This window comes from Lysobacter cavernae, from assembly GCF_042648505.1.
Taxonomy (GTDB): domain Bacteria; phylum Pseudomonadota; class Gammaproteobacteria; order Xanthomonadales; family Xanthomonadaceae; genus Lysobacter_L; species Lysobacter_L cavernae.
This window is the reverse complement of sequence record NZ_JBHRXK010000001.1, coordinates 492,794-512,773: the sequence shown is the minus strand read 5'-3', so window position 1 is coordinate 512,773 and position 19,980 is coordinate 492,794. Positions and strand designations below refer to the sequence as shown.

General features: G+C 66.5%; 15 protein-coding genes. 9 read left to right on the top strand and 6 right to left on the bottom strand.

Going from position 1 to position 19,980, the window contains the following annotated elements; translation table 11 throughout:
- Positions 1-3 precede the first annotated feature (3 nt).
- A complete protein-coding gene (locus ACFOLC_RS02310; protein WP_386757147.1) occupies positions 4-1,512 on the bottom strand; it encodes an MATE family efflux transporter in 1,509 nt (502 codons plus the stop codon).
- A 159-nt stretch (positions 1,513-1,671) separates the two neighbouring features.
- On the opposite strand from ACFOLC_RS02310, the gene ACFOLC_RS02305 reads away from it, so the two are divergent.
- Positions 1,672-2,058, top strand: coding sequence for an RNA-binding S4 domain-containing protein (locus ACFOLC_RS02305; protein WP_386757937.1), 387 nt, complete (start codon positions 1,672-1,674; stop codon positions 2,056-2,058).
- 69 nt (positions 2,059-2,127) lie between these two features.
- On the opposite strand, the gene ACFOLC_RS02300 is transcribed toward ACFOLC_RS02305, so the two are convergent.
- The 3 genes from ACFOLC_RS02300 to mutS all read right to left on the bottom strand — a co-directional run bounded on the left by ACFOLC_RS02300 (position 2,128) and on the right by mutS (position 8,022).
- Entirely contained in the window at positions 2,128-2,739 is a 612-nt protein-coding gene (locus ACFOLC_RS02300; protein ID WP_386757145.1) for a DUF937 domain-containing protein, read from the bottom strand.
- 130 nt (positions 2,740-2,869) lie between these two features.
- Entirely contained in the window at positions 2,870-5,110 is a 2,241-nt protein-coding gene (gene katG / locus ACFOLC_RS02295) for a catalase/peroxidase HPI (RefSeq protein WP_386757144.1), read from the bottom strand.
- A 305-nt stretch (positions 5,111-5,415) separates the two neighbouring features.
- Positions 5,416-8,022 carry a DNA mismatch repair protein MutS gene (gene mutS / locus ACFOLC_RS02290; protein WP_449284285.1) on the bottom strand — a complete coding sequence of 869 codons (2,607 nt, stop codon included), beginning with the start codon at positions 8,020-8,022 and terminating at the stop codon, positions 5,416-5,418.
- A gap of 543 nt (positions 8,023-8,565) precedes the next feature.
- On the opposite strand from mutS, the gene ACFOLC_RS02285 reads away from it, so the two are divergent.
- The 5 genes from ACFOLC_RS02285 to recX all read left to right on the top strand — a co-directional run bounded on the left by ACFOLC_RS02285 (position 8,566) and on the right by recX (position 14,149).
- Entirely contained in the window at positions 8,566-11,094 is a 2,529-nt protein-coding gene (locus tag ACFOLC_RS02285; protein WP_386757142.1) for a TonB-dependent receptor, read from the top strand.
- A gap of 85 nt (positions 11,095-11,179) precedes the next feature.
- Positions 11,180-11,680 carry a CinA family protein gene (locus ACFOLC_RS02280; RefSeq protein ID WP_386757141.1) on the top strand — a complete coding sequence of 167 codons (501 nt, stop codon included), beginning with the start codon at positions 11,180-11,182 and terminating at the stop codon, positions 11,678-11,680.
- 52 nt (positions 11,681-11,732) lie between these two features.
- The gene (gene lexA, locus ACFOLC_RS02275; protein ID WP_386757140.1) at positions 11,733-12,383 is read left to right on the top strand and encodes a transcriptional repressor LexA; all 651 of its coding nucleotides are present in this window, start codon (positions 11,733-11,735) and stop codon (positions 12,381-12,383) included.
- A gap of 191 nt (positions 12,384-12,574) precedes the next feature.
- A complete protein-coding gene (gene recA / locus ACFOLC_RS02270; protein WP_386757138.1) occupies positions 12,575-13,612 on the top strand; it encodes a recombinase RecA in 1,038 nt (345 codons plus the stop codon).
- A gap of 18 nt (positions 13,613-13,630) precedes the next feature.
- Positions 13,631-14,149 (top strand): recombination regulator RecX, encoded by a 519-nt coding sequence (gene recX, locus ACFOLC_RS02265; protein ID WP_386757136.1) that lies wholly within the window; start codon positions 13,631-13,633, stop codon positions 14,147-14,149.
- A 119-nt stretch (positions 14,150-14,268) separates the two neighbouring features.
- Here recX and ACFOLC_RS02260 read toward each other — a convergent pair whose 3' ends face one another.
- The gene (locus ACFOLC_RS02260) at positions 14,269-15,108 is read right to left on the bottom strand and encodes a TIGR04325 family methyltransferase (RefSeq protein ID WP_386757134.1); all 840 of its coding nucleotides are present in this window, start codon (positions 15,106-15,108) and stop codon (positions 14,269-14,271) included.
- A gap of 66 nt (positions 15,109-15,174) precedes the next feature.
- Between ACFOLC_RS02260 and ACFOLC_RS02255 the strand changes: the two genes are divergently transcribed.
- The 3 genes from ACFOLC_RS02255 to ACFOLC_RS02245 all read left to right on the top strand — a co-directional run bounded on the left by ACFOLC_RS02255 (position 15,175) and on the right by ACFOLC_RS02245 (position 19,163).
- Positions 15,175-16,182 carry a 4'-phosphopantetheinyl transferase family protein gene (locus ACFOLC_RS02255; RefSeq protein ID WP_386757132.1) on the top strand — a complete coding sequence of 336 codons (1,008 nt, stop codon included), beginning with the start codon at positions 15,175-15,177 and terminating at the stop codon, positions 16,180-16,182.
- 278 nt (positions 16,183-16,460) lie between these two features.
- Positions 16,461-17,855: a TIGR03013 family XrtA/PEP-CTERM system glycosyltransferase gene (locus ACFOLC_RS02250; RefSeq protein ID WP_386757130.1), complete on the top strand. Its 1,395-nt coding sequence runs from the start codon at positions 16,461-16,463 to the stop codon at positions 17,853-17,855.
- Between the two features lie 255 nt (positions 17,856-18,110).
- The gene (locus tag ACFOLC_RS02245) at positions 18,111-19,163 is read left to right on the top strand and encodes a carboxylate--amine ligase (RefSeq protein ID WP_386757128.1); all 1,053 of its coding nucleotides are present in this window, start codon (positions 18,111-18,113) and stop codon (positions 19,161-19,163) included.
- On the opposite strand, the gene ACFOLC_RS02240 is transcribed toward ACFOLC_RS02245, so the two are convergent.
- Positions 19,160-19,873 (bottom strand): J domain-containing protein, encoded by a 714-nt coding sequence (locus ACFOLC_RS02240; RefSeq protein ID WP_386757127.1) that lies wholly within the window; start codon positions 19,871-19,873, stop codon positions 19,160-19,162. The genes ACFOLC_RS02245 and ACFOLC_RS02240 overlap by 4 nt on opposite strands.
- Positions 19,874-19,980 lie beyond the last annotated feature (107 nt).

Genomic DNA, 19,980 nt, shown 5'->3' with positions numbered 1-19,980 from the left:
GCGCTAACGCTCAGTCGCAGGTCCGGGGTGCAGGGCCGCTGATTGCTGCAGCGGCAGCGGGTCGTCCGCTTCGGCGCTCGGGTCGGCCACCGGCGAGGGCGGTGCGGCCGGCACTTCGGCCGGCACGGCGACCTCGTGCGGATCCGGCGGCAGCATGCGCGCACGACGCCAGTGCCCCCAGCGGTAATACGCCAGCGCCATGACCATCGAGCACACCGCGCTGATCGGAAAGCTCCACCAGATCGCATCGGTGCCCAGCCGTGGCTGCAACAGGTTGGCGAACGGCACGCGGATGCCCCACAGCGCCAGCGCGAGGATCAGTAGCGGCGGTATCACCGCGCCGGTCGAGCGCACCACGCCCGACACCACGAAGGTCACACCGAAGAACAGGAATGACCACACCGAGATGTGGTTGAGATGACGGGCGATCTCCAGCGCACTGCTGCCTTCGGGCAGGAACAGCGCCAGCGTCCAGCGATCGAGCAGGATGAGCGGGGCGATCAGTGCGCCGGTCAGCAGGAAGTTGAACGTCACGCCGAGCCGCGCCGTGGCCGAAACGCGATCCCAGCGGCCTGCGCCGACGTTCTGCGCCGCCATCGACGAGCACGCCGCGCCGATGGCCATCGCCGGCATCTGCACATAGGTCCACAGCTGCATGGCGGCGCCGTAGGCGGCCGTGGTGTCGGTGCCATAGTGGTTGACCATGGCCATCATCGCGATCATCGCCAGCGAGATCAGCACCATCTGCAGCCCCATCGGCACGCCCTTGACCACCAGGGCGCGCAGGATCGTCAGGTCGACCTTGAACATGTGCGCGTCGCGCCGTCCCAGCCACAGTGGGTGACGCTTGTGGCGCAGATAGAGCAACAGTGCGCACAGTGTCAGGCCCTGTGACAGCAGCGTGGCCCATGCCGAGCCGGCGATGCCCAGCTCCGGGAACGGGCCCATGCCGAAGATCAGCAGCGGGTTGAACACGATATCGAGCAGCACCGCTACCAACAGGAAGCGGAACGGCGTGCGCGAATCGCCGGCGCCGCGCAGCGCCGCCGACAGGAACGCGAATGCGTACAGCGTCGGCATCGCAAGGAAGATCACCTGCAGGTAGTCCTCGGCCAACTGCAGCGACACCGCCGGCGTGCCCATCGCCGCCAGCAGGTGCCGCGACAGCCACCAGCCGAGCACGGCGATCACCGCCGACAGGCTGATGAAGAACGTCGCGCTGGTGCCCATCACGCGTCGTGCCTGGACGATGTCGCGCGCGCCGATGGCCTGGGCGATCAGGATCGTCGCGGCCATGCCGATGCCGAACACCGAACCGATGAGGAAGAACATGATGTTGTTGGCGTTGGCCGTGGCGGTCAGCGCTTCCTCGCCGAGAAAACGCCCCACCCAGACGGCATTGACCGACCCGTTCAAGGACTGCGCCACGTTGCCGCCCAGGATGGGAAGGGCGAACGCCAGCAGGTTCCGTCCGATCGGTCCTTCGGTCAGGTTGTGCGAGGTCGGCGTCATGAGGAAACCACGGGGAAAGACCGGCACCGTAGCATTGCGACGGCGAAGAATCGGTATGCCTTCATGCTGGCGTGGATGCGGCGCGGTTCTGTGATAATCCGTACACGGATAGGGCGGTGGTCGATGCCGGAAAGCGCTGTGACAGACAACCAGAATCCGATGCAGGTGGTGCGGTTGGACGTGTGGCTGTGGGCCGCCCGCTTCTACAAGACCCGCAGCCTGGCCAAGCAGGCGGTGGAGACCGGCAAGGTCGAGATCGGCGGGCAACGCGCCAAGGCGTCGCGGGTGCTGCGCGCGGGCGATGCGCTGCGTGTCGTACGCGGCGAGGAAATATTCGAGATCGGCGTGCTCGCGCTCAGCGACATGCGCAGCCCGGCCAGCGTCGCGCAGACGCTGTACGCCGAAAGCGAGGCCTCACGTGCCGCACGCGAACAGCTACGCGCGCTGCGTGCGGCCGAGCGCAACGGCTTCCGGCCGCCCGAAACCAAGCCCGACAAGCGCGCACGGCGCCTGATCCGTGCCTTGGGTGATATCGACGCGATGTAGCCGGCCGGCGACGGTGCGGGCGCGCGGCGTCTGCACCTGCCGATCGCGTGCATTCAGAACTTCAACGGCCTAGCGACGACCGCCAAGGAAAGTGCCGGCCAGGCCGATCAGGTCGGAGAAGTCGGTGTCGCCGTCGCCGTCGCGGTCGAGCACGGCGCCGAGCAGGCCGCCACCGAGCCCGCCCTGCTGGGTGATCTGCTGCTGCTCCTGACCAAGCATCTGGCCCAGCATCTGCGGCGAAGCCGACTGTGCGCCGCCGCCCATCATCTGCTTCGACACGTAGGCGAGCACGATCGGTGCGAGCAACTTCAACAATGCACCGGATTGGCCGCTGCCCAGGCCAGTGGCCGCGCCCAGCCCCTGAGCCGCGCCTTGCTCGCGCGCGCCGAAGATGTGCCCGAGGATCTGTTGGCCCTGACCACCGCCGCCCATCACCGTGCCGAGTACGCTGCCGATGTCGAGGCCGGAGTGATCGCGCTGCAATGCGCCGAACAATGCCTCGGCGCCCTGCGGCTGGCTGGCATTACGGCCCAGCGCGCCGAGCAGGAGCGGCAGCGCGGCCGACACCGCACCGGTTGCCTGTGATGGCGACAGCCCGAGCTGGCTGCCGATCTCGGCCAACGGCTGACCCTGCAACTGGTTGAGCAGATCGTCGGTCAGCGAAGCAGCCATGGCGTCCATCCAGTGGTGAGAAAGAAAAGCATCGTAGCGCCGGATTGTTCAGCGTTTGTGATGATGCGCATGGCCCTGCCGCGCCAAACAAAAGGCCCGGCGATCGCTCGCCGGGCCTGTGGTCTCCGCGATGATGAGGTCAGGCGGCCAGGTCGAAGCGGTCCAGGTTCATCACCCGGGTCCATGCGGCGACGAAGTCGTTGACGAACTTCGCCTTGCCGTCAGTGCTGCCGTAGACCTCGGCCAGCGCGCGCAGCACCGAGTTCGAACCGAAGGCGAGGTCGACACGGCTTCCCGTCCACTTCACGGCACCGGTCTTGCGGTCGCGTCCTTCGTAGCGGCCCGCATCGGCCGGCTTCCATTCCGTGCCCATGTCGAGCAGGTTGACGAAGAAGTCGTTGCCCAGCACGCCGGGCTTGTCGGTGAACACGCCGTCCTTCGATCCGTCGGCATTGGTGCCCAGCACGCGCAGGCCGCCGACCAGGGCGGTCATCTCCGGCGCGGTCAGGGTCAGCAACTGCGCGCGGTCGATGAGCAGGTGTTCGGCCGGCACCTCCGTCGGCCCCTTGAGGTAGTTGCGGAAGCCATCGGCGAAGGGTTCGAGCAGGGCGAAGGAGTCGACGTCGGTCTGGTCCTGGCGCGCATCGGTGCGGCCCGGGGAGAAGGGCACGGTGACATTCACACCGGCTGCCTTCGCCGCCTGTTCCACGCCCACGCCACCGGCCAACACGATCAGGTCGGCCAGCGAGATCTTCTTGCCGCCGCCCGCGTCCAAGTTGAACTCCATCTGGATGCGCTCGAGCGCCTTGAGCACCTTGGCCAGCTGCATCGGCTGGTTGACCGCCCAGTCCTTCTGCGGTGCGAGGCGGATGCGCGCGCCGTTGGCGCCGCCGCGCTTGTCGCCGCCGCGGAAGGTCGAGGCCGAGGCCCATGCGGTGCTGACCAGTTCGGCCACCGACAGCCCGGAGTCGGCGATCTTGTTCTTCAGCGCGTCGATGTCGGCGGCGCCAACCAGCGGATGATCGACCGTGGGCAGCGGGTCCTGCCAGATCAGTTCTTCCTTCGGCACTTCCGGGCCGAGATAGCGCACGATCGGGCCCATGTCGCGATGGGTCAGCTTGAACCAGGCGCGGGCGAAGGCGTCGGCGAAGGCCTGCGGGTTCTCCATGAAGCGCTTGGAGATCGGCCCGTAGATTGGATCGAAGCGCAACGTCAGGTCGGTGGTGAGCATCTTCGGGCGATGCTTCTTCGACTTGTCGTGGGCATCGGGAATGACGTCGCCGGCATCCTTCGCCACCCACTGGTGCGCGCCGGCCGGTGATTTCTCCAGCTCCCATTCGAAGCCGAACAGGTTCTCGAAGAAGTTGTTGCTCCACAGCACCGGGGTCTGGGTCCAGGTGACTTCCAGTCCGGAGGAGATGGTGTCGCCGCCCTTGCCGCTGCCGTAGCGGTTGCGCCAGCCCAGGCCCTGTGCCTCCAGGTCAGCGGCTTCCGGCTCGGGGCCGACGTTGTCGGCCGGGGCAGCACCGTGGGTCTTGCCGAAGGTGTGGCCGCCGGCGATCAGGGCGACGGTTTCCTCGTCGTCCATGGCCATGCGGCCGAAGGTGTCGCGGATGTCCTTCGCTGCCAGCAGCGGATCGGGATTGCCGTCCGGGCCTTCAGGATTCACGTAGATCAGGCCCATCTGCACCGCGGCCAGCGGGTTTTCCAGGTCGCGCGAGTGCTTGACCATGCTGTCGTCGTCCTTGACCAGCACGCCGTGCTTTTTCTCGACGCCCGGCGAACCCTTCGCATAGCGCTCGTCGCCGCCGAGCCACTTGGTTTCGCGGCCCCAGTACACGTCGAGGTCCGGCTCCCAGGTGTCCTCGCGGCCGCCGCCGAAACCGAAGGTACGGAAGCCCATCGTCTCCAGCGCGACGTTGCCGGTGAGGATCATCAGGTCGGCCCAGGAGATCTGCTGGCCGTACTTCTGCTTGATCGGCCACAGCAGGCGGCGCGCCTTGTCCAGGCTGACGTTGTCCGGCCAGCTGTTGAGCGGGGCGAAGCGCTGCTGGCCGCGGCCGCCACCGCCGCGGCCATCGCCCATGCGGTAAGTGCCCGCGCTGTGCCACGCCATGCGGATGAAGAAGCCGCCGTAATGGCCGAAGTCGGCCGGCCACCAGTCCTGCGAGTCGGTCATCAACTTGCGCAGGTCGCTCTTGAGCGCGTGGTAGTCGAGCTTGTTGAATGCCTCGGCGTAGTTGAAGTCCTGGTCGAGCGGGTTGGACCGGCTCGAATGCTGGTTCAGCAGGTCCAGCCGCAACTGGTTGGGCCACCAGTCGCGGTTGCTGTTGCCGTCGCCGGCGGCGTTGTGGAACGGGCATTTCGCTTCGCTTGACATGTCTACTCCGCTCTCTGTCTGGCTGTCATGGATTCCATGGCCGCATTCCCTGGGGAGCGCGGTCCTTGTTCGTAGCGCGAGCGCCAGCGGTGGGCCGCTGTTGCTGACCCGGTGCTGGCACAGGCTCGATGCACTGTCGGGTCAGGCTAGAGAGCGCCAGCGATCAATGACAATCGTTTGTTGCAAACGGTTTGATAGCTGGTTTCAATTGATCAGCGCGCTAAACCCGCCCCGACGACCGGATCAACTTACGTCCGGAACGTTATGCGCGCGTGAGGCGCCCGCCGTGGCGCGTGCTGAGCGGCTCAGATCAGGGCTTTCAGGCGGTACAGCGCTTCCAACGCCTGCTTGGGCGTCAGCTCGTCCGGGTCGATCGAGGCCAGTGCATCGAGCGCGGCGGATGACGTCGCGAACAGGCCGAATTGCTGCGGTGCATCCAGTGTCGCGGGCGCGAGCGTCGGTGCCGGAAGGTCGCGGCTGTGCTGCTCCAGTTCGGCCAGCCGGCTGCGCGCCTGCTGCACCACGGCCCTGGGCAGGCCTGCGAGCGCGGCCACCTGCAGGCCGAAGCTGCGATCGGCCGGGCCGTCCTTGACCGCGTGCATGAACACCAGCCGCTCGCTGCCGTCCTTGTCGCGATGCTCGACCGCGTCCAGGTGGACATTGGCGATGCCGCTGCTGGGTTCGGCCAGCGCGGTCAGTTCGAAGTAATGCGTGGCGAACAATGTGTAGGCGCCGTTGACGTGCGCCAGGTGGCGTGCGCAGGCTTCGGCCAGCGCGAGTCCGTCGTAGGTCGAGGTGCCGCGGCCGATCTCGTCCATCAGCACCAGTGATTGTGCGGTGGCGTGGTGGAGGATGTAGCTGGTCTCGGTCATCTCGACCATGAAGGTCGACTGGCCCTTTGCCAGGTCGTCACCGGCGCCGATGCGGGTCAGGATGCGGTCGATCGGGCCGATCACCGCGCGCGTGGCCGGCACGAAGCTGCCGATGTGGGCGAGCAGCACGATCAGCGCGTTCTGGCGCATGTAGGTCGATTTACCGCCCATGTTGGGGCCGGTGATGATCAGCATGCGGCGGCCATTGCCGGACACGTCGTCGTGCAGCACCAGATCGTTCGGCTCGAACGGCTCACTGCGCACTGCCTCGACCACCGGGTGGCGGCCGCGCTCGATGCTCAGCCCAGGCTCGTCGCTCAACACTGGCTGCGCCCAGTCCAGCGATTGCGCGCGTTCGGCGAAACAGGCCAGCACGTCGAGTTCGGCCAGCGCGGTGGCGCAGCGTTTGAGCGGTTCCAGCCGCTCGTTCAATGCGTCCAGCAATTGCTCGTACAGCAGGCGCTCGCGGCTCAGCGCACGTTCGCGCGCCGACAGCACCTTGTCCTCGAACTGCTTGAGTTCCTCGGTGATGTAGCGCTCGGCGTTGCTCAGTGTCTGCCGGCGGGTGTAGTGCGTCGGCGCTTTGTCGGCCTGCGCCTTGCTGACCTCGAGGTAGTAGCCGTGGACGCGGTTGTAGCCGACCTTGAGCGTGGCGATGCCGCTGGCGATGCGCTCGCGCGCTTCCAGATCGATCAGGAACTGGTCGGCGTGGGTCGACAACGTGCGCAACTCGTCGAGTTCGGCATCGTAGCCTTCGGCGAACACGCCGCCGTCGCGGGCCAGCACCGGTGGCTGTTGCACGATCGCCGAGGCCAGCAGGTGCGCGTGCGCGTCGTGTTCGCCGAGCTCGTTGGCCAGTGCGGCCAGCAGCGGCGAATCGAGCGGCGCGAGCAGCCCGCGCACGTCCGGCAGCAGGCCGAGGCCATCGCGCAGGGTCGACAGGTCGCGTGGGCGCGCGCTGCGCAGGGCGATGCGCGAGAGGATGCGCTCCAGGTCGCCAAGCGCGCGGAACCGCTCGCGCACATCGTCGCCGGTGCGCGAGTCGATCAGCGTGGCCACCGCCTGCTGGCGCAACCGCAGCGTCGGGCGGTCGCGCAGTGGCCGGTGCAGCCAGCGTCGCAGCAGGCGCCCGCCCATCGGGGTGATGGTCGAATCGAGGATGCCGAGCAGGGTGTGCTTGCTGTCGCCGTCGACACGCGTATCGAGTTCCAGGTGGCGGCGCGTGGCGGCGTTCATCGCGATCGCGCCGTCGCCGGACTCGACCGCGATCGAGGTCAGGTGCGGCAGGCGCTGCTTCTGGGTTTCCTCGACATAGCCCAGCAACGCCGCGGCGGCGGCGATCGACAAGGGCTTGTCGTCCAGGCCGAAACCGGACAGGTCGTGCAGGTTGAAGAAGCGCAGCAGCTGGCGGCGGCCGCTGTCGGCGTCGAACAGCCACGGTGGTCGCCGCCGGATGCCATTGCGTTCGGCCACGAAAGGCGGCCAGCCGTCTTCGTCTGCGACCAGCGTTTCGGCTGGCTCCAGGCGGGCGAGTTCGGCTTCCAGTGCGTCGTCGCTCGTGACTTCGTTGACCAGGAAACGACCACCGGCCAAATCCGCCCAGGCCAGGCCGTAGCCATTCTTGTTGCGCGCGATGGTGAGCAGCAGCGTGTCGCGGCGTTCGCTCAGCAGTGCCTCGTCGGTGACCGTGCCGGGGGTGACGATGCGCACCACCTTGCGCTCGACGATGCCCTTGGCCAGCGCCGGGTCGCCGATCTGCTCGCAGATCGCCACCGACTCGCCCAGCGCCACCAGCCGTGCCAGATAGCCTTCGGCCGCGTGATGCGGCACGCCGGCCATCGGGATCGGCTGGCCGGCCGAATTGCCGCGTTGGGTCAGGGTGATGTCGAGCAGCCGCGCCGCCTTTCGCGCATCGTCGTAGAACAACTCGTAGAAATCGCCCATGCGGAAGAACAGCAGCACCTCCGGATGCTCCGCCTTGGCGGCGAAAAACTGCTTCATCAGGGGCGTGTGCTCTTGCGGCCGGTCGGCTGAACTCATGGATCGTAGGTCGGTGCTGTCGGGGGATGGCGCCGGCTGCGGGGCCGGCGATGCGATGGTGACTAGGCTAACAGCCGCGGCCACTTTCGCGGCCTTGCGACCCGGTCGCAGGGTTCCAACGCCTTGTTTACTTGTATTTCCTGGCCGTCGCTGGGCAGTGGCTGACCATCGTCTTCGTCATCCAGCGGCGCATCGAACAACCTTCCAATCATGGAAAGCCGGAAAGGCTAACGGCGGCGATAGCCTGTCCCGATGCGGAAAAACGCCGCACCTGCGTGTCGCTGAGGGCCGCTGCTGCACTGCGGCGTGACCTGCGCCACCGGCCTGCTACGGTCGGCCCACCGTTCGCCGCCGTATGCCCGAATCCGAGGCCGGATTGCGTTGGGGTGAGAAGGCGTCGTCGGCCGCGTTACAGGGTAAGCGCGTGCACGAGTTCGGGGACTCGCGCCAATCATCCAACCATCGAGGGGAGGGGTCGCAATGGTTTCGTGCAAGCCGGCAATGCCTGTTGCTTCAGGAAAACTGCTTCCGAGGAAGCTGCTCATGCTCGCTGTAGCGGCGACGCTGGGCTCGCTGCCCGCCCTGCCCGTGATGGCGCAGGACACTTCGACGACGCAGGACCGTCGCACACCGCGTGCGGATGAAACGACCGCGGAAGAACCCACCACGCTGGCCGGCCTGACCGTGACCGCGCAGAAGCGCGAGGAAGCGCTGCAGGACGTGCCGATCATGGTCACGGCGCTGTCCGACCAGATCATTCAGGACACCGGCGTGCGCGACGTCAAGGACCTGCAGGTGCTGGTGCCCGGCCTGACCGTCACCAGTACCCAGAGCGAGGTGCAGACCGTCGCCCGCATCCGCGGCATCGGCACCGTCGGCGACAACGCAGGCCTGGAGTCGTCGGTGGGCGTGGTCATCGATGGCGTGTACCGGCCGCGCAACGGTGTCGGCTTCGGCGACCTCGGCGAGATCGAGCGCATCGAGGTACTCAAGGGGCCGCAAGGCACGGTGTTCGGCAAGAACACCTCGGCCGGCGTCATCAACGTGATCACCAAGCGCCCGCATTACCTCACCCAGGTCGAGGGCGAGATCACCGCGGGCAACTACAACGCGCTCGGCGTGGCCGGATCACTCAATACCCCGATCAGCGACAACGCGGCGTTCCGCGTATACGCGGCCCAGCGCAAGCGCGACGGTTTGCTCGACGTGCACACCGGTGCCGGCCCGCGCACGCTTGACGAGGACACCGACCAGAACTTCCACTCGCTGCGCGGCCAGCTGCTGTTTGAGCCGACCGACACCCTCGACATCAACTTCATCGCCGACTTCACCAGCCGTGAAGAGAACTGCTGCGCGGGCGTGACCACGGTGCGCGGCCCGACCGCGGCGATCATCGACGCGCTGTCGCCCGACAGCGGCGTGGCGCCGGTGGCCGATCCGTTCGCGCGGCAGGCCTGGAGCAACCGCTCGACCGAGCAGGACATCAAGGACAAGGGCGTGGCGATGCAGGTCGACTGGCTCACGCCGTGGTTCGGCGGCGCCGAGCTGACTTCGATCACCGGCTGGCGCGACTGGCAGGCGATCAACGGCCTCGACTTCGATTTCTCCAGCGCCGACCTGCTGTACCGCAACGCCGACCCGAACGAGTCGCTCACCGCCTTCGAGACGCTGAGCCAGGAATTCCGCCTGACGGGCGCGACCGATCGCGTCGACTGGATGGTCGGCCTGTTCTATACGGATGAGGACCTGACCCGGCACGACTCCTACCGCATCGGTGCGGCCTACGAGCCGTACCTGTCGACGGCGGTGCTGGGGCAGATCGCCTCGCGCTTTCCGCCGGGTGTGGTCAACATGGCCAATGCGGCGACGTTCCTGTCGCAGGCGACCGGACGACCGTTCGGCAGCAGCTTTGCCGGCCTCGGCGCCGACGACGACTACGAGCAGAATGCCAAGAGCACGGCGATCTTCACCAACAACACCTGGCACGCCACCGATGCGCTCGACCTGACTCTGGGCCTGCGCTACACCCGCGAGAAGAAGACGCTCGACTCGCTGTACAGCAACCCGAACGGTGGCCTGGGCTGTGCTTCGGCGCTGTCCAATCCGACCCGGGTCGGGCAGGCGCTGGCGGCGCGTGGTGTGCCGCTGGCCGCATTGCCGGCGCTGGTCCCGCAGGTGATCGGCTTCTCCTGCCTGCCGTGGGCGAACGTGCTCCACAACGGCCGCGATACCCGCCAGGAGCGCGATGAGAAGGAATGGTCGGGCACGCTCAAGGCCGCTTACCGTTTCAACGAGCAGGTCATGGCTTACGCCTCGGCCGCGCGCGGCTACAAGGCCGGTGGCTTCAACCTCGATCGCGTGCAGTCCTCCAACGGTCTGTCCAGCGGCACGGCCGGCATCGTGCCGGTCAACGACACCTCGTTCCCGGGCGAGTTCGTCGACAGCTATGAGCTGGGCACCAAGACCACCTGGGCCGGCGGCAACCTGCTGCTCAATGCGACGCTGTTCCACCAGACCTACAGCGACTTCCAGCTCAACAGCTTCCTCGGCACCAGTTTCGTGGTGCGTTCGATCCCCGAGGTGGTGTCGCAGGGCATCGACACCGAGGTGCTGTGGCAGACCCGGCTGGACGGCCTGAGCCTGCAAGGTGGCGTGGTCTACGCCGACACCAAGTACGGCGACGACCCGTTGCCGGATGCCGACCTGTCGAAGCTGCCCGGCAGCCGTGCCAGCTTCGCGCCGTACTGGTCGGCGACGGCCTCGGTCACTTACGACTGGGATTTCAGCGACACCCTCATGGCCCGTTTCAACCTGGGCGCCAAGTACATGTCCGACTACAACACCGGCTCGGACCTGGACCCGGAGAAAGCGCAGGAGGCCTACACCGTGGTCAACGCACGGATCGGCCTGGGTGCCAGCAACAAGCGCTGGATGGTCGAGGCCTGGGCGCTCAACCTGGCCGACGAGGAGTACAAGCAGGTCGGTTTCGACGCACCGTTGCAGACCGGCTCGTGGAATGCCTTCCTCGGTGCGCCGCGCACCTACGGCGTGACGTTGCGGGTGCTGTACTGAGTCGCAGCGCGGGCGGGTCGAAGGCGACCCGCCCGCGGTGTCACCTGTCATCGGCAGGAGCAGGGCATGCGGCTATAGTTCGCGCATGAAAACCGACGTCTCCGATGCCGCCCTGCGCCAGCTTGCCGACCAGGTCGGCGAGGCTGCGCGCAGCAACCGTCAAACCCTGGTCACCGCCGAGAGCTGCACCGGCGGCTGGATCGCCAAGATGCTCACCGACATCCCGGGATCTTCGGGCTGGTTCGAGGCCGGCATGGCCGCCTACAGCTACGAGGCCAAGCAGGCCCTGCTCGGCGTGCGCCCGCAGACACTCGAAGAGCACGGCGCGGTGAGCCGCGAGACCGTGATCGAGATGGTGTCCGGCGCGCTGGTGCATTCCGGCGCGACCCTGGCCGTGGCCGTGACCGGCATCGCCGGCCCCGGTGGTGGCACCGAAGGCAAGCCGGTCGGCACCGTCTGGATCGCGTGGAAGCGTCGCGGCGGTTATCCGACCGCAGTGACGTTCCACTTCGATGGCGACCGCGATGCCGTGCGCCGGCAGACCGTGGCCGCGGCCCTGCACGGACTGGCCGAACTGATGGCCTGAGGCTGTCGGCGGGGTTGACGTCCGCGAAATTTCGTTAGTAGTATTGCTACTAATGGATATCACCGACACCCAGCGGACCATCCTCGCCCTGATCGCCGAGCGGATCGAGGCCGACGGCCTGCCGCCGTCGCAGACCGAGATCGCCCAGGCCATGGGCTTCAGCAGCGTGCGGGCGGCCCAGTACCACCTCGAGGCGCTCGAGCAGGCCGGCGCGATCAAACGCATGCCGGGCCGGGCGCGCGGCATCCGCCTGTGCGAGCCGGCGGGGCGGGTGGCCGCCGCGCCAATCGACGAGGTCGCTGCCACTGCCAGCGATGACACCCTGCGCCTGCCGGTGCTCGGCCAGGTCGCGGCCGGCCGGCCGATCGGCGCGGACATCGGCTCCGATGATTTCGTCCTGCTCGACCGCGTGTTTTTCTCGCCGACCCCGGACTATCTGCTCAAGGTCAAGGGCGACTCGATGCGCGACGAGGGCATCTTTCACGGCGACCTGATCGGGGTGCACCGCACCCGCGATGCGCGTTCCGGCCAGATCGTGGTTGCGCGCATCGACGACGAGATCACCGTCAAGCTGCTCAAGATCGGCAAGGACCGCATCCGCCTGCTGCCGCGCAACCCCGATTACGCGCCGATCGAGGTCGAACCGGACCAGGACTTCGCCATCGAGGGCCTGTACTGCGGCCTGGTGAGGCCGAACCGGTGAGCGCGGCCGCGGCCCCTGGGGTTTTCCGGCGCTGCGGTGCGGCTCTTTCCGACAGCCCATTCCTGACCATCCCTGCAGTCCCCTGCAACCGCCCACATTAATTTCAACTGCAAGCGCCGATGTCTCACCCCGTGCGACCTGCGCCCGCTAGATTGCCCCCAACACGCAACCGACCCTTCAAGGAATCCACGATGGACGAGAACAAGAAGCGCGCCCTGTCGGCCGCCCTGGGCCAGATCGAAAAGCAGTTCGGCAAGGGTTCGGTGATGCGCATGGGCGACCGCGTCGCCGAGCCGGCCGAAGTCATCGGCACCGGCTCGCTGATGCTCGACATCGCGCTCGGTATCGGCGGCCTGCCCAAGGGCCGTGTCGTCGAAATCTACGGGCCGGAGTCCTCCGGCAAGACCACGCTGACCCTGCAGACCATCGCCGAGTGCCAGAAGGCCGGCGGCACGGCCGCGTTCATCGACGCCGAGCACGCGCTCGACCCGACCTATGCCGCCAAGCTCGGCGTCAACGTCGACGACCTGCTGGTCAGCCAGCCCGACACCGGCGAGCAGGCGCTGGAAATCGCCGACATGCTGGTGCGCTCCAACGCCGTGGACATGGTGGTGATCGACTCGGTCGCCGCGCTCACGCCCAGGGCCGAAATCGAAGGCGAGATGGGCGACCAGTTGCCCGGCCTGCAGGCGCGCCTGATGAGCCAGGCGCTGCGCAAGCTGACCGGCAACATCAAGCGTTCCAACTGCATGGTGATCTTCATCAACCAGCTGCGCATGAAGATCGGCGTGATGATGCCGGGTCAGAGCCCGGAAACCACCACCGGTGGCAACGCGCTCAAGTTCTACGCCTCGGTGCGCCTGGACATCCGTCGCATCGGTGCGATCAAGAAGGGTGACGAGATCATCGGCAACCAGACCCGCATCAAGGTGGTCAAGAACAAGCTGGCGCCGCCGTTCAAGCAGGTCATCACCGAGATCCTGTACGGCGAGGGCATCTCGCGCGAGGGCGAACTGATCGACATGGGCGTGGACGCCAAACTGGTCGAGAAGTCCGGCGCCTGGTACAGCGCCTACGACGAGCGCATCGGCCAGGGCAAGGAGAACGCGCGCCAGTACCTCAAGGACAACCCGCAGATGGCCGTGCGCCTGGAGGCGGCGCTGCGCGAGAAATTCGTCCCCGCCGAGGCCAAGCGCGACGAGGACGCTGCCGAGGACGCCGACGCCTGATGAGCGTCGCGTACGCCGATGCACGATGACCTGCCCGGTGGCGGTTCGGATTCACCTGGGTCCGGCAAGCCCGGCCGCCGCCGCGCCGTCCGCGAGCTGAGTACGACCCAGCGAGCGCTTGGGCTGCTGACCCGGCGCGAGCATTCGCGCAAGGAGCTGACCCGCAAGCTCACCTCGCGGGGTCTGGACGCGGACGAGGTCGAGGCTGCGGTCGAGCGGTTGGCGGGTGACGGTTGGCAGGACGACGCCCGCTTTGCCGAGAGCTTGGTGCGCAGTCGTGCGAGCGGCGGCTACGGACCGATCCGCATCCGCGCCGAGCTGGGCACGCACGGCCTCGATGGCGAGGCCATTGCCCGTGCCCTGGCCGGCTTTGACGGCGACTGGTCCGAGAACGCCCGCGACCTGGTGCGCCGCCGCTTTGGAAGCACCGTGACCGAGGACCTGGCGTTGCGCCGCAAGGCCGCCGATTTCCTGTTCCGGCGCGGCTTCGACGGCGACAGCGTGCGTGCCGCCACCCGTTTCGACCCCGACGATTGAATGGGCGCGGTTTTGACGGGCCGGGCGCCCTGGCTTGTACCCATCGATTCATTTGCCGTTGCCGGCCGGGGCAACTCGGCAAGCGGTCAGCTGTTGCCCGAGCTGGCAATACCCGGTGCTCAGCTTCGCGTGAAATAGAACCCGTGGTAGCTGTCGATCGTGCAGGACGGCTCGAATGGCACCCGTAGCTGTCGTTCAAACGACTCCCAGCGATCGCGCAGGCGATAGCCCAGCGCTTCCATCTCGGCGACGAATTCCGGAAGCGCGCAGACCCGGTATGGGCAGATGGCAATGCCCAGGTTCTGCAGAGTGAAATAACCACGGCTGGGGTGCATGGGGGTCAAGTTGACCAGCACGTGCCGCGGTGGACGATCGAGCGTCTGCAACAGTTCCGGCAGGGTGTAGTCCAGGTACTGCAGCACGCCGCTGGTGACCAGCAGATCGCAGTCGTCGGCATCCTCGCGGGCATCGGTGAATTCCAGTCTGCCGGAAGGGTCGAGCTCGCGTGCCAATTCACGGCCGGCGTTGGTCACCGACGGCATGTCGTGCACCTGCCATCGCAGGTCCGCGGGGTAGTCCAGGTAGCGGCGGAAACCGTAATAGCTGATGCCGATATGCCCGCCCAGGTCGAACACACGCCGCTGGCCGGTGGCCAACAGGCGGGACAGCCAGTACAGCAGCGGGTAGTCGCTCACCCGGACCTGCTCGAGGCGGTCGCGGTACATGCGCGGTGATGCATCGGTGTCGTAGGTCGTAGGCAAGGCCCGCAATGCGCTGGCACTGGCCAATGCCTGCGTGTAGCTCTCGTAGACGCCGCAGTAGGCATTGCCGCTGCGTTTCCGGCGGAACATGCGACGGTGCAGCGGTTCGGCAAGCCAGCGCAAACCCGGCAGCTCGGCCGACTCGTTGGCGATACGGCGCAGCTTGCGGCCAAGCGTCCATGTGGTATCGAGCGGCATGCTCACATCGACGCTCTCGAAACAGTGGTATTGGCAAGACAACGCAATCGACGACGCCAACAGGACGTGGCCTGGCCCGACGGCGTACTGACGAGGGGCGACTGCTGGCAGGGCGGGCAAGTCCGTATTCGCCTGATGCCATCACCGGTGTTGGCGATCGGGCGCTGTCCCCCTTTTGCGGGTGCTTGCGTTTCATTGAAATGCGGCGCTGCATGCCGAAGTCGAGGGGCAGGGGCGGTGCTTCGAGTCAGCACGAATCGAGCCAGCACGAATGGGGAGGCTGAACGTCCAGGCAGCAACGACCTGCGCAAGGTGCTGACCCGGGCCCTGCCATCACCTCACTGGATGGCGGATTCAAGCGAGCGCTGTGCGGTCGTCCTGTTCGAACTGGACGATTGGCGGGCCTGGTTGCCGGAGGCGACCGCCGTGCTGGATGCCACTGAGCGTGAGCGTGTGCAACGTCAGCGCAGAACCACCGGGCGCGAGGCTCTGGCACTTGCCTACGCGCTGCATCGTCTGTTGCTGGGCATCGCGCTGGGCTGCGATGCCAGGGCGGTTCCGCTCGGCCGCGATTCGCGCGGCTGTCCGCGATTGGCCGATGGCGCGCTGCACACCAGCTTGAGCCATGCCGATGGCGTCGCGGCAATCGCGGTGACGGCCGCCGGTCCGATCGGCGTTGATATCGAAGCGATGAGGCGCGCGTCGGTGATGCCCGAGATCGCCGAACGCGTCTGTCACCCGGTCGAGGCATTGGCGTTGCGCGGCATCGCGGCACAGGAACGTGCCGCGGCCCTGCTGCAACTGTGGGTGCGCAAGGAAGCGTTGCTGAAGGCGGCCGGCATCGGCCTGGCCTGCGAAATGAACAGTTTCACCGCGCCGCTAGGAGTACAGCCACTGCCATCCGGTGGCTGCGTCGGGATGACTGCGCTGCACCGGTTGGTTGGTTCGGACGTATGGGAGGTCGCCGTGGCCGCGCCGCCGACCACTACGATCATCAGTGCCTGGTTGCGACCCGATGGTGCGGCACCAGTTGCATCGCACGGCCGCCCGGCGACTGCTCTCGCGTTGTACTAGCCGAAGCGTTCGATCCAAGGGCGGATGGCTGGTAAGTGATCCTCTTTGTTGGACGCCGGGATCGCGGTTGCGATGGGAGTACAGGGGGAAGCCATGTTCACACCGGTCTGTTTTAGTCCGATGGTCGCCGCCGGCTTGCGCGACAGCGGGGCCATATTTATCGACGGAAGTACGTGCCGCATGCATGGCTTGCAGGCACTGTGTGACGGCCGTGGCCCGCAGGTGTCGTTGTCACAGGAATCACGCTGCGACTCATTGCACGTGGAGGCGGTCAGCCCATGAACCATGCCTCGTCGAGTCGAAAGAGTCGCGCAGTCGCGCTGTTGTGGCTGTTGGAACTGGGAGTCTTAGTGCTGGCGGTGTTGTGCGCGGCCTGGCTGCGATTCCTGTACGACTCCACCGGGTACCAGATCTTCATCCAGTACGCGCTGGTGCGGGCACTGGTGGTAGCCGTGTTCATCACCGCGGCGATGTCCGCGTTCGGTTTGTACCAGGTGCATGTCCGCCACAACCGGCTGGATTTCCTGTTGCGGCTGGTGTTGTCGGTTGCCTTCGGTGGAATTGGCCTGCTGGTGCTGTATTACCTGATGCCGGTGGCCTACATCGGCCGTGGCGTGCTGTTGTTGGCGCTGGTGTTGGGTCTGTTGGGCGTGGCCGCCTTGCGGCTGGTGCTCAAGCACGTGATCCGTGCCGACGTGTTTCGGCGTCGCATCGTCGTGCTGGGTGCCGGCAAGAACGCCGACCTGATCAACACGCGGCTTCGTCGCAGCGCCGACCGGCGTTCGTTCGTGCTGGTCGGTTTCATGCCGGTGCCCGGCCAGCCGGTGCTGGTGCCGGATGAGCTGTTGGTCAAGACCGACTTCGGTTTGTCCGACTTGGCCGAATGGCTGCAAGTGCAAGAAATCGTGGTTGCCCTGGATGAGCGTCGCGGTGGCCTGCCGATGGACGAGATGCTGCGCTGCGCGCAGCGCGGCATCGCCGTGACCGACCTGTCGACGTTCTTCGAGCGCGAGGCCGGCGTGGTAACGCTGAACGTGGTCGATCCATCCTGGCTGGTCTTCTCTGGCGGATTCGACAATTCGATGCCGCGGCGCCTGGGCAAGCGTTTGTTTGACCTGATCGCCGCTTCGGCATTGCTGCTGATGGCATGGCCGATCATGTTGCTGGTGGCGTTGTGTGTTTGGTCGGAGTCGGACGGGCCGGTGCTCTACCGGCAAACGCGCGTGGGCATGAGCGGCCGCAGTTTTGAACTTGTCAAGTTCCGCAGCATGCGTGCCGACGCCGAGAAGGACGGCGTGGCACGCTGGGCCAGCAGCAACGACGACCGCAGCACGCGGATCGGCCGCTTCATCCGCTCGACCCGGATCGACGAACTTCCGCAATTGTTCAACGTGCTGCGCGGCGAAATGAGTTTTGTTGGCCCCCGGCCCGAGCGGCCGCAATTCGTCGACCTGCTCAATCAGGAGATTCGTTACTACTCCATCCGCCATTGCATCAAGCCGGGACTGACGGGCTGGGCGCAGCTGCGCTACCCGTACGGGGCATCGGTGCGTGACGCTGAGGAAAAGCTCAAGTTCGACCTGTTCTATGTCAAGAATCACGGGCTGGTGTTCGACCTGATGATCCTGCTGCAGACCGTGGAAGTGGTGCTGTTCCGTCGTGGGGCCCGTTGAAGGTCCGCCGATGCACTTGATCGCCGCTGATCCGCTGGCTGGGGTTGTATGGCCAGGTTAGGTATCGGGGTGCCCGCGATCGTCGTCGGTCGGGGTCACACCGCGCTTGGCGCGTTGCGCGCACTCGTGGAGGCGGCCATTCCTGCTTATGTGGCCTGCCCGGCGGATGATCTGGCCACACGCTCACGCTGGTATCGGCCGCCGCCGGGGACGGTGCGATGGGATGGCGGGATCGGGACGAACACGCAGGCGTTGTTGAGCGCGATGCCGCTGTCGGAGGCGGTGCTGGTTCCCGGTGCCGACGATGCCGCGCTGTGGTTGGCGGGGCTGGCACAAAGCGATCTGGCGGGTCGTTTCCGGGTGAGCTCAAGCTCGCATCAGACCCTGGAAATCCTCCAGGACAAGGCGCGCTTCGGTGAATACCTGGCGCGCACGCGCATTCCGCATCCGCGCACGTTCTCGATCGCCTGCAGCAGCGACATCGAGGTGATTCCATTCGATGCGCTGGATAAAGTGTTCATCAAGCCAGCCGACTCGCAACACTTCAGCCAGGTGACCGGTCAGAAAGGGGTTTGGGTGCGCAGCCGCAACGAGCTGGAGAGCGTCTGGGAGCGGCTCGATGCCGATGGCTTCAAGCTGATTGCACAGGAGTACATTCCCGGCAGCGCCGCTGACCATTACTTCGTCGACGGTTTCCGCGATCGCCATGGCGTTCTGACCGGGTTGTTCGCACGACGGCGGTTGCGGATATTTCCGGCCGATTTCGGCAACAGCTCGTATTGCCAGAGCATCCCGTTGCGCGATGTCGCCGGCGCAGTCGACAGCCTGTCCGAACTGCTGCAGCAGTTGAACTACCGCGGCATATTCAGTGCCGAGTTCAAGCGCGATGCCCGTGACGGCGTGTACCGCCTGCTAGAGGTCAACACCCGGGCGTGGTGGTACATCGAGTTTGCCGCGCGCTGCGGCGTCAACGTGTGCCGCATGGCGGTGGAGGACGCACTCGATCTGCCGGTGACCGTGGCCACACGTGCGTATCCGGTCGGTGCCGGTTGCGTCAGCCTGGCCGGTGACGTCCAGACCGTGTTCTCGCGACGCGACCAGCGCCCGTCATGGTTGAAGGTGCTGGGCCAATGGGCGACGGCGCATTACCACGTGTTCCGCTGGAACGACCCGCGCCCGGGACTGTCGGTGCTCTGGCAGCTCCTGCGTCGGCGGGTGGCGTGGCGTCCGCGGCGTACTTCCGCGGACGCCACATCGGCGGCGGTAGTGGCGCGCTCACCGATGCAACAGGGGGCTTCCAAGCGTTAGCGCGCTGTCGCGGACGATGGCTCGGGCGGTGACGGTGTTGCGGTCTTGAGGCGACGCAGGGGCGAGCTGTGCCAGTCGGCCAGACGCCCGTGCTCGAACTGCAACCAGGACGGGCCGTAGTCCCATTGCGAGCCACTCACTCGCAGCGGTTCGCCCTGGATGGCCAGCACGGTGGCCGCATCCATGCCCAGTTCGAGTTGGTGCGTGCTGGCGGCAACGGCCGCGACAGTCGGATCGATGCGTGCGGCCTCGGTGGATGAGGACATCGAGGTCACTGGTGCCGGCCAATCCCACACCAGCGCGAGGACCAGCAGCAACACGACCAGGCCTATGGCCAGCAGTGAGTTGCGGTGCGAAGGCGATGGCGTGTCCTGTGCGTGCACAGCAGGTCGAGGCGGTGCCACTGCATCGGCTGGTGTCATGGTGGCCGCGCGCTGAACGTTCGCAACGTGCACGGGGCCGGCGCCTGGCAGCCGGCCATGACGGCGATGGAAACGTACTGCCGCTGTGTACAGCCAGATCAGGTCGGGCAGCTTGCCGCCTTCCGACAGGCGCGCGCCGGCCAGGCGGTCGGGATGCAGTTCGGAGATTCGCCGACGATAGGCACGCTGAAGCTCCTGCAGCGTGCAGTCGGGAGACAGTTCGAGCTGTGAATAAAGCTGTGCCAAGTCCCGCTTCATGGCAATGCAGTCATCCAGTGCGGTGGCCATCGTAGCGCGCACCGCATCGGTTGTGTCGACGTCGATCGGGTGGCCGCAATTGCCATCCAGGCACGTTTCATTCAGGACCAAAGGGATGACGGACGCGCAGCGCACAG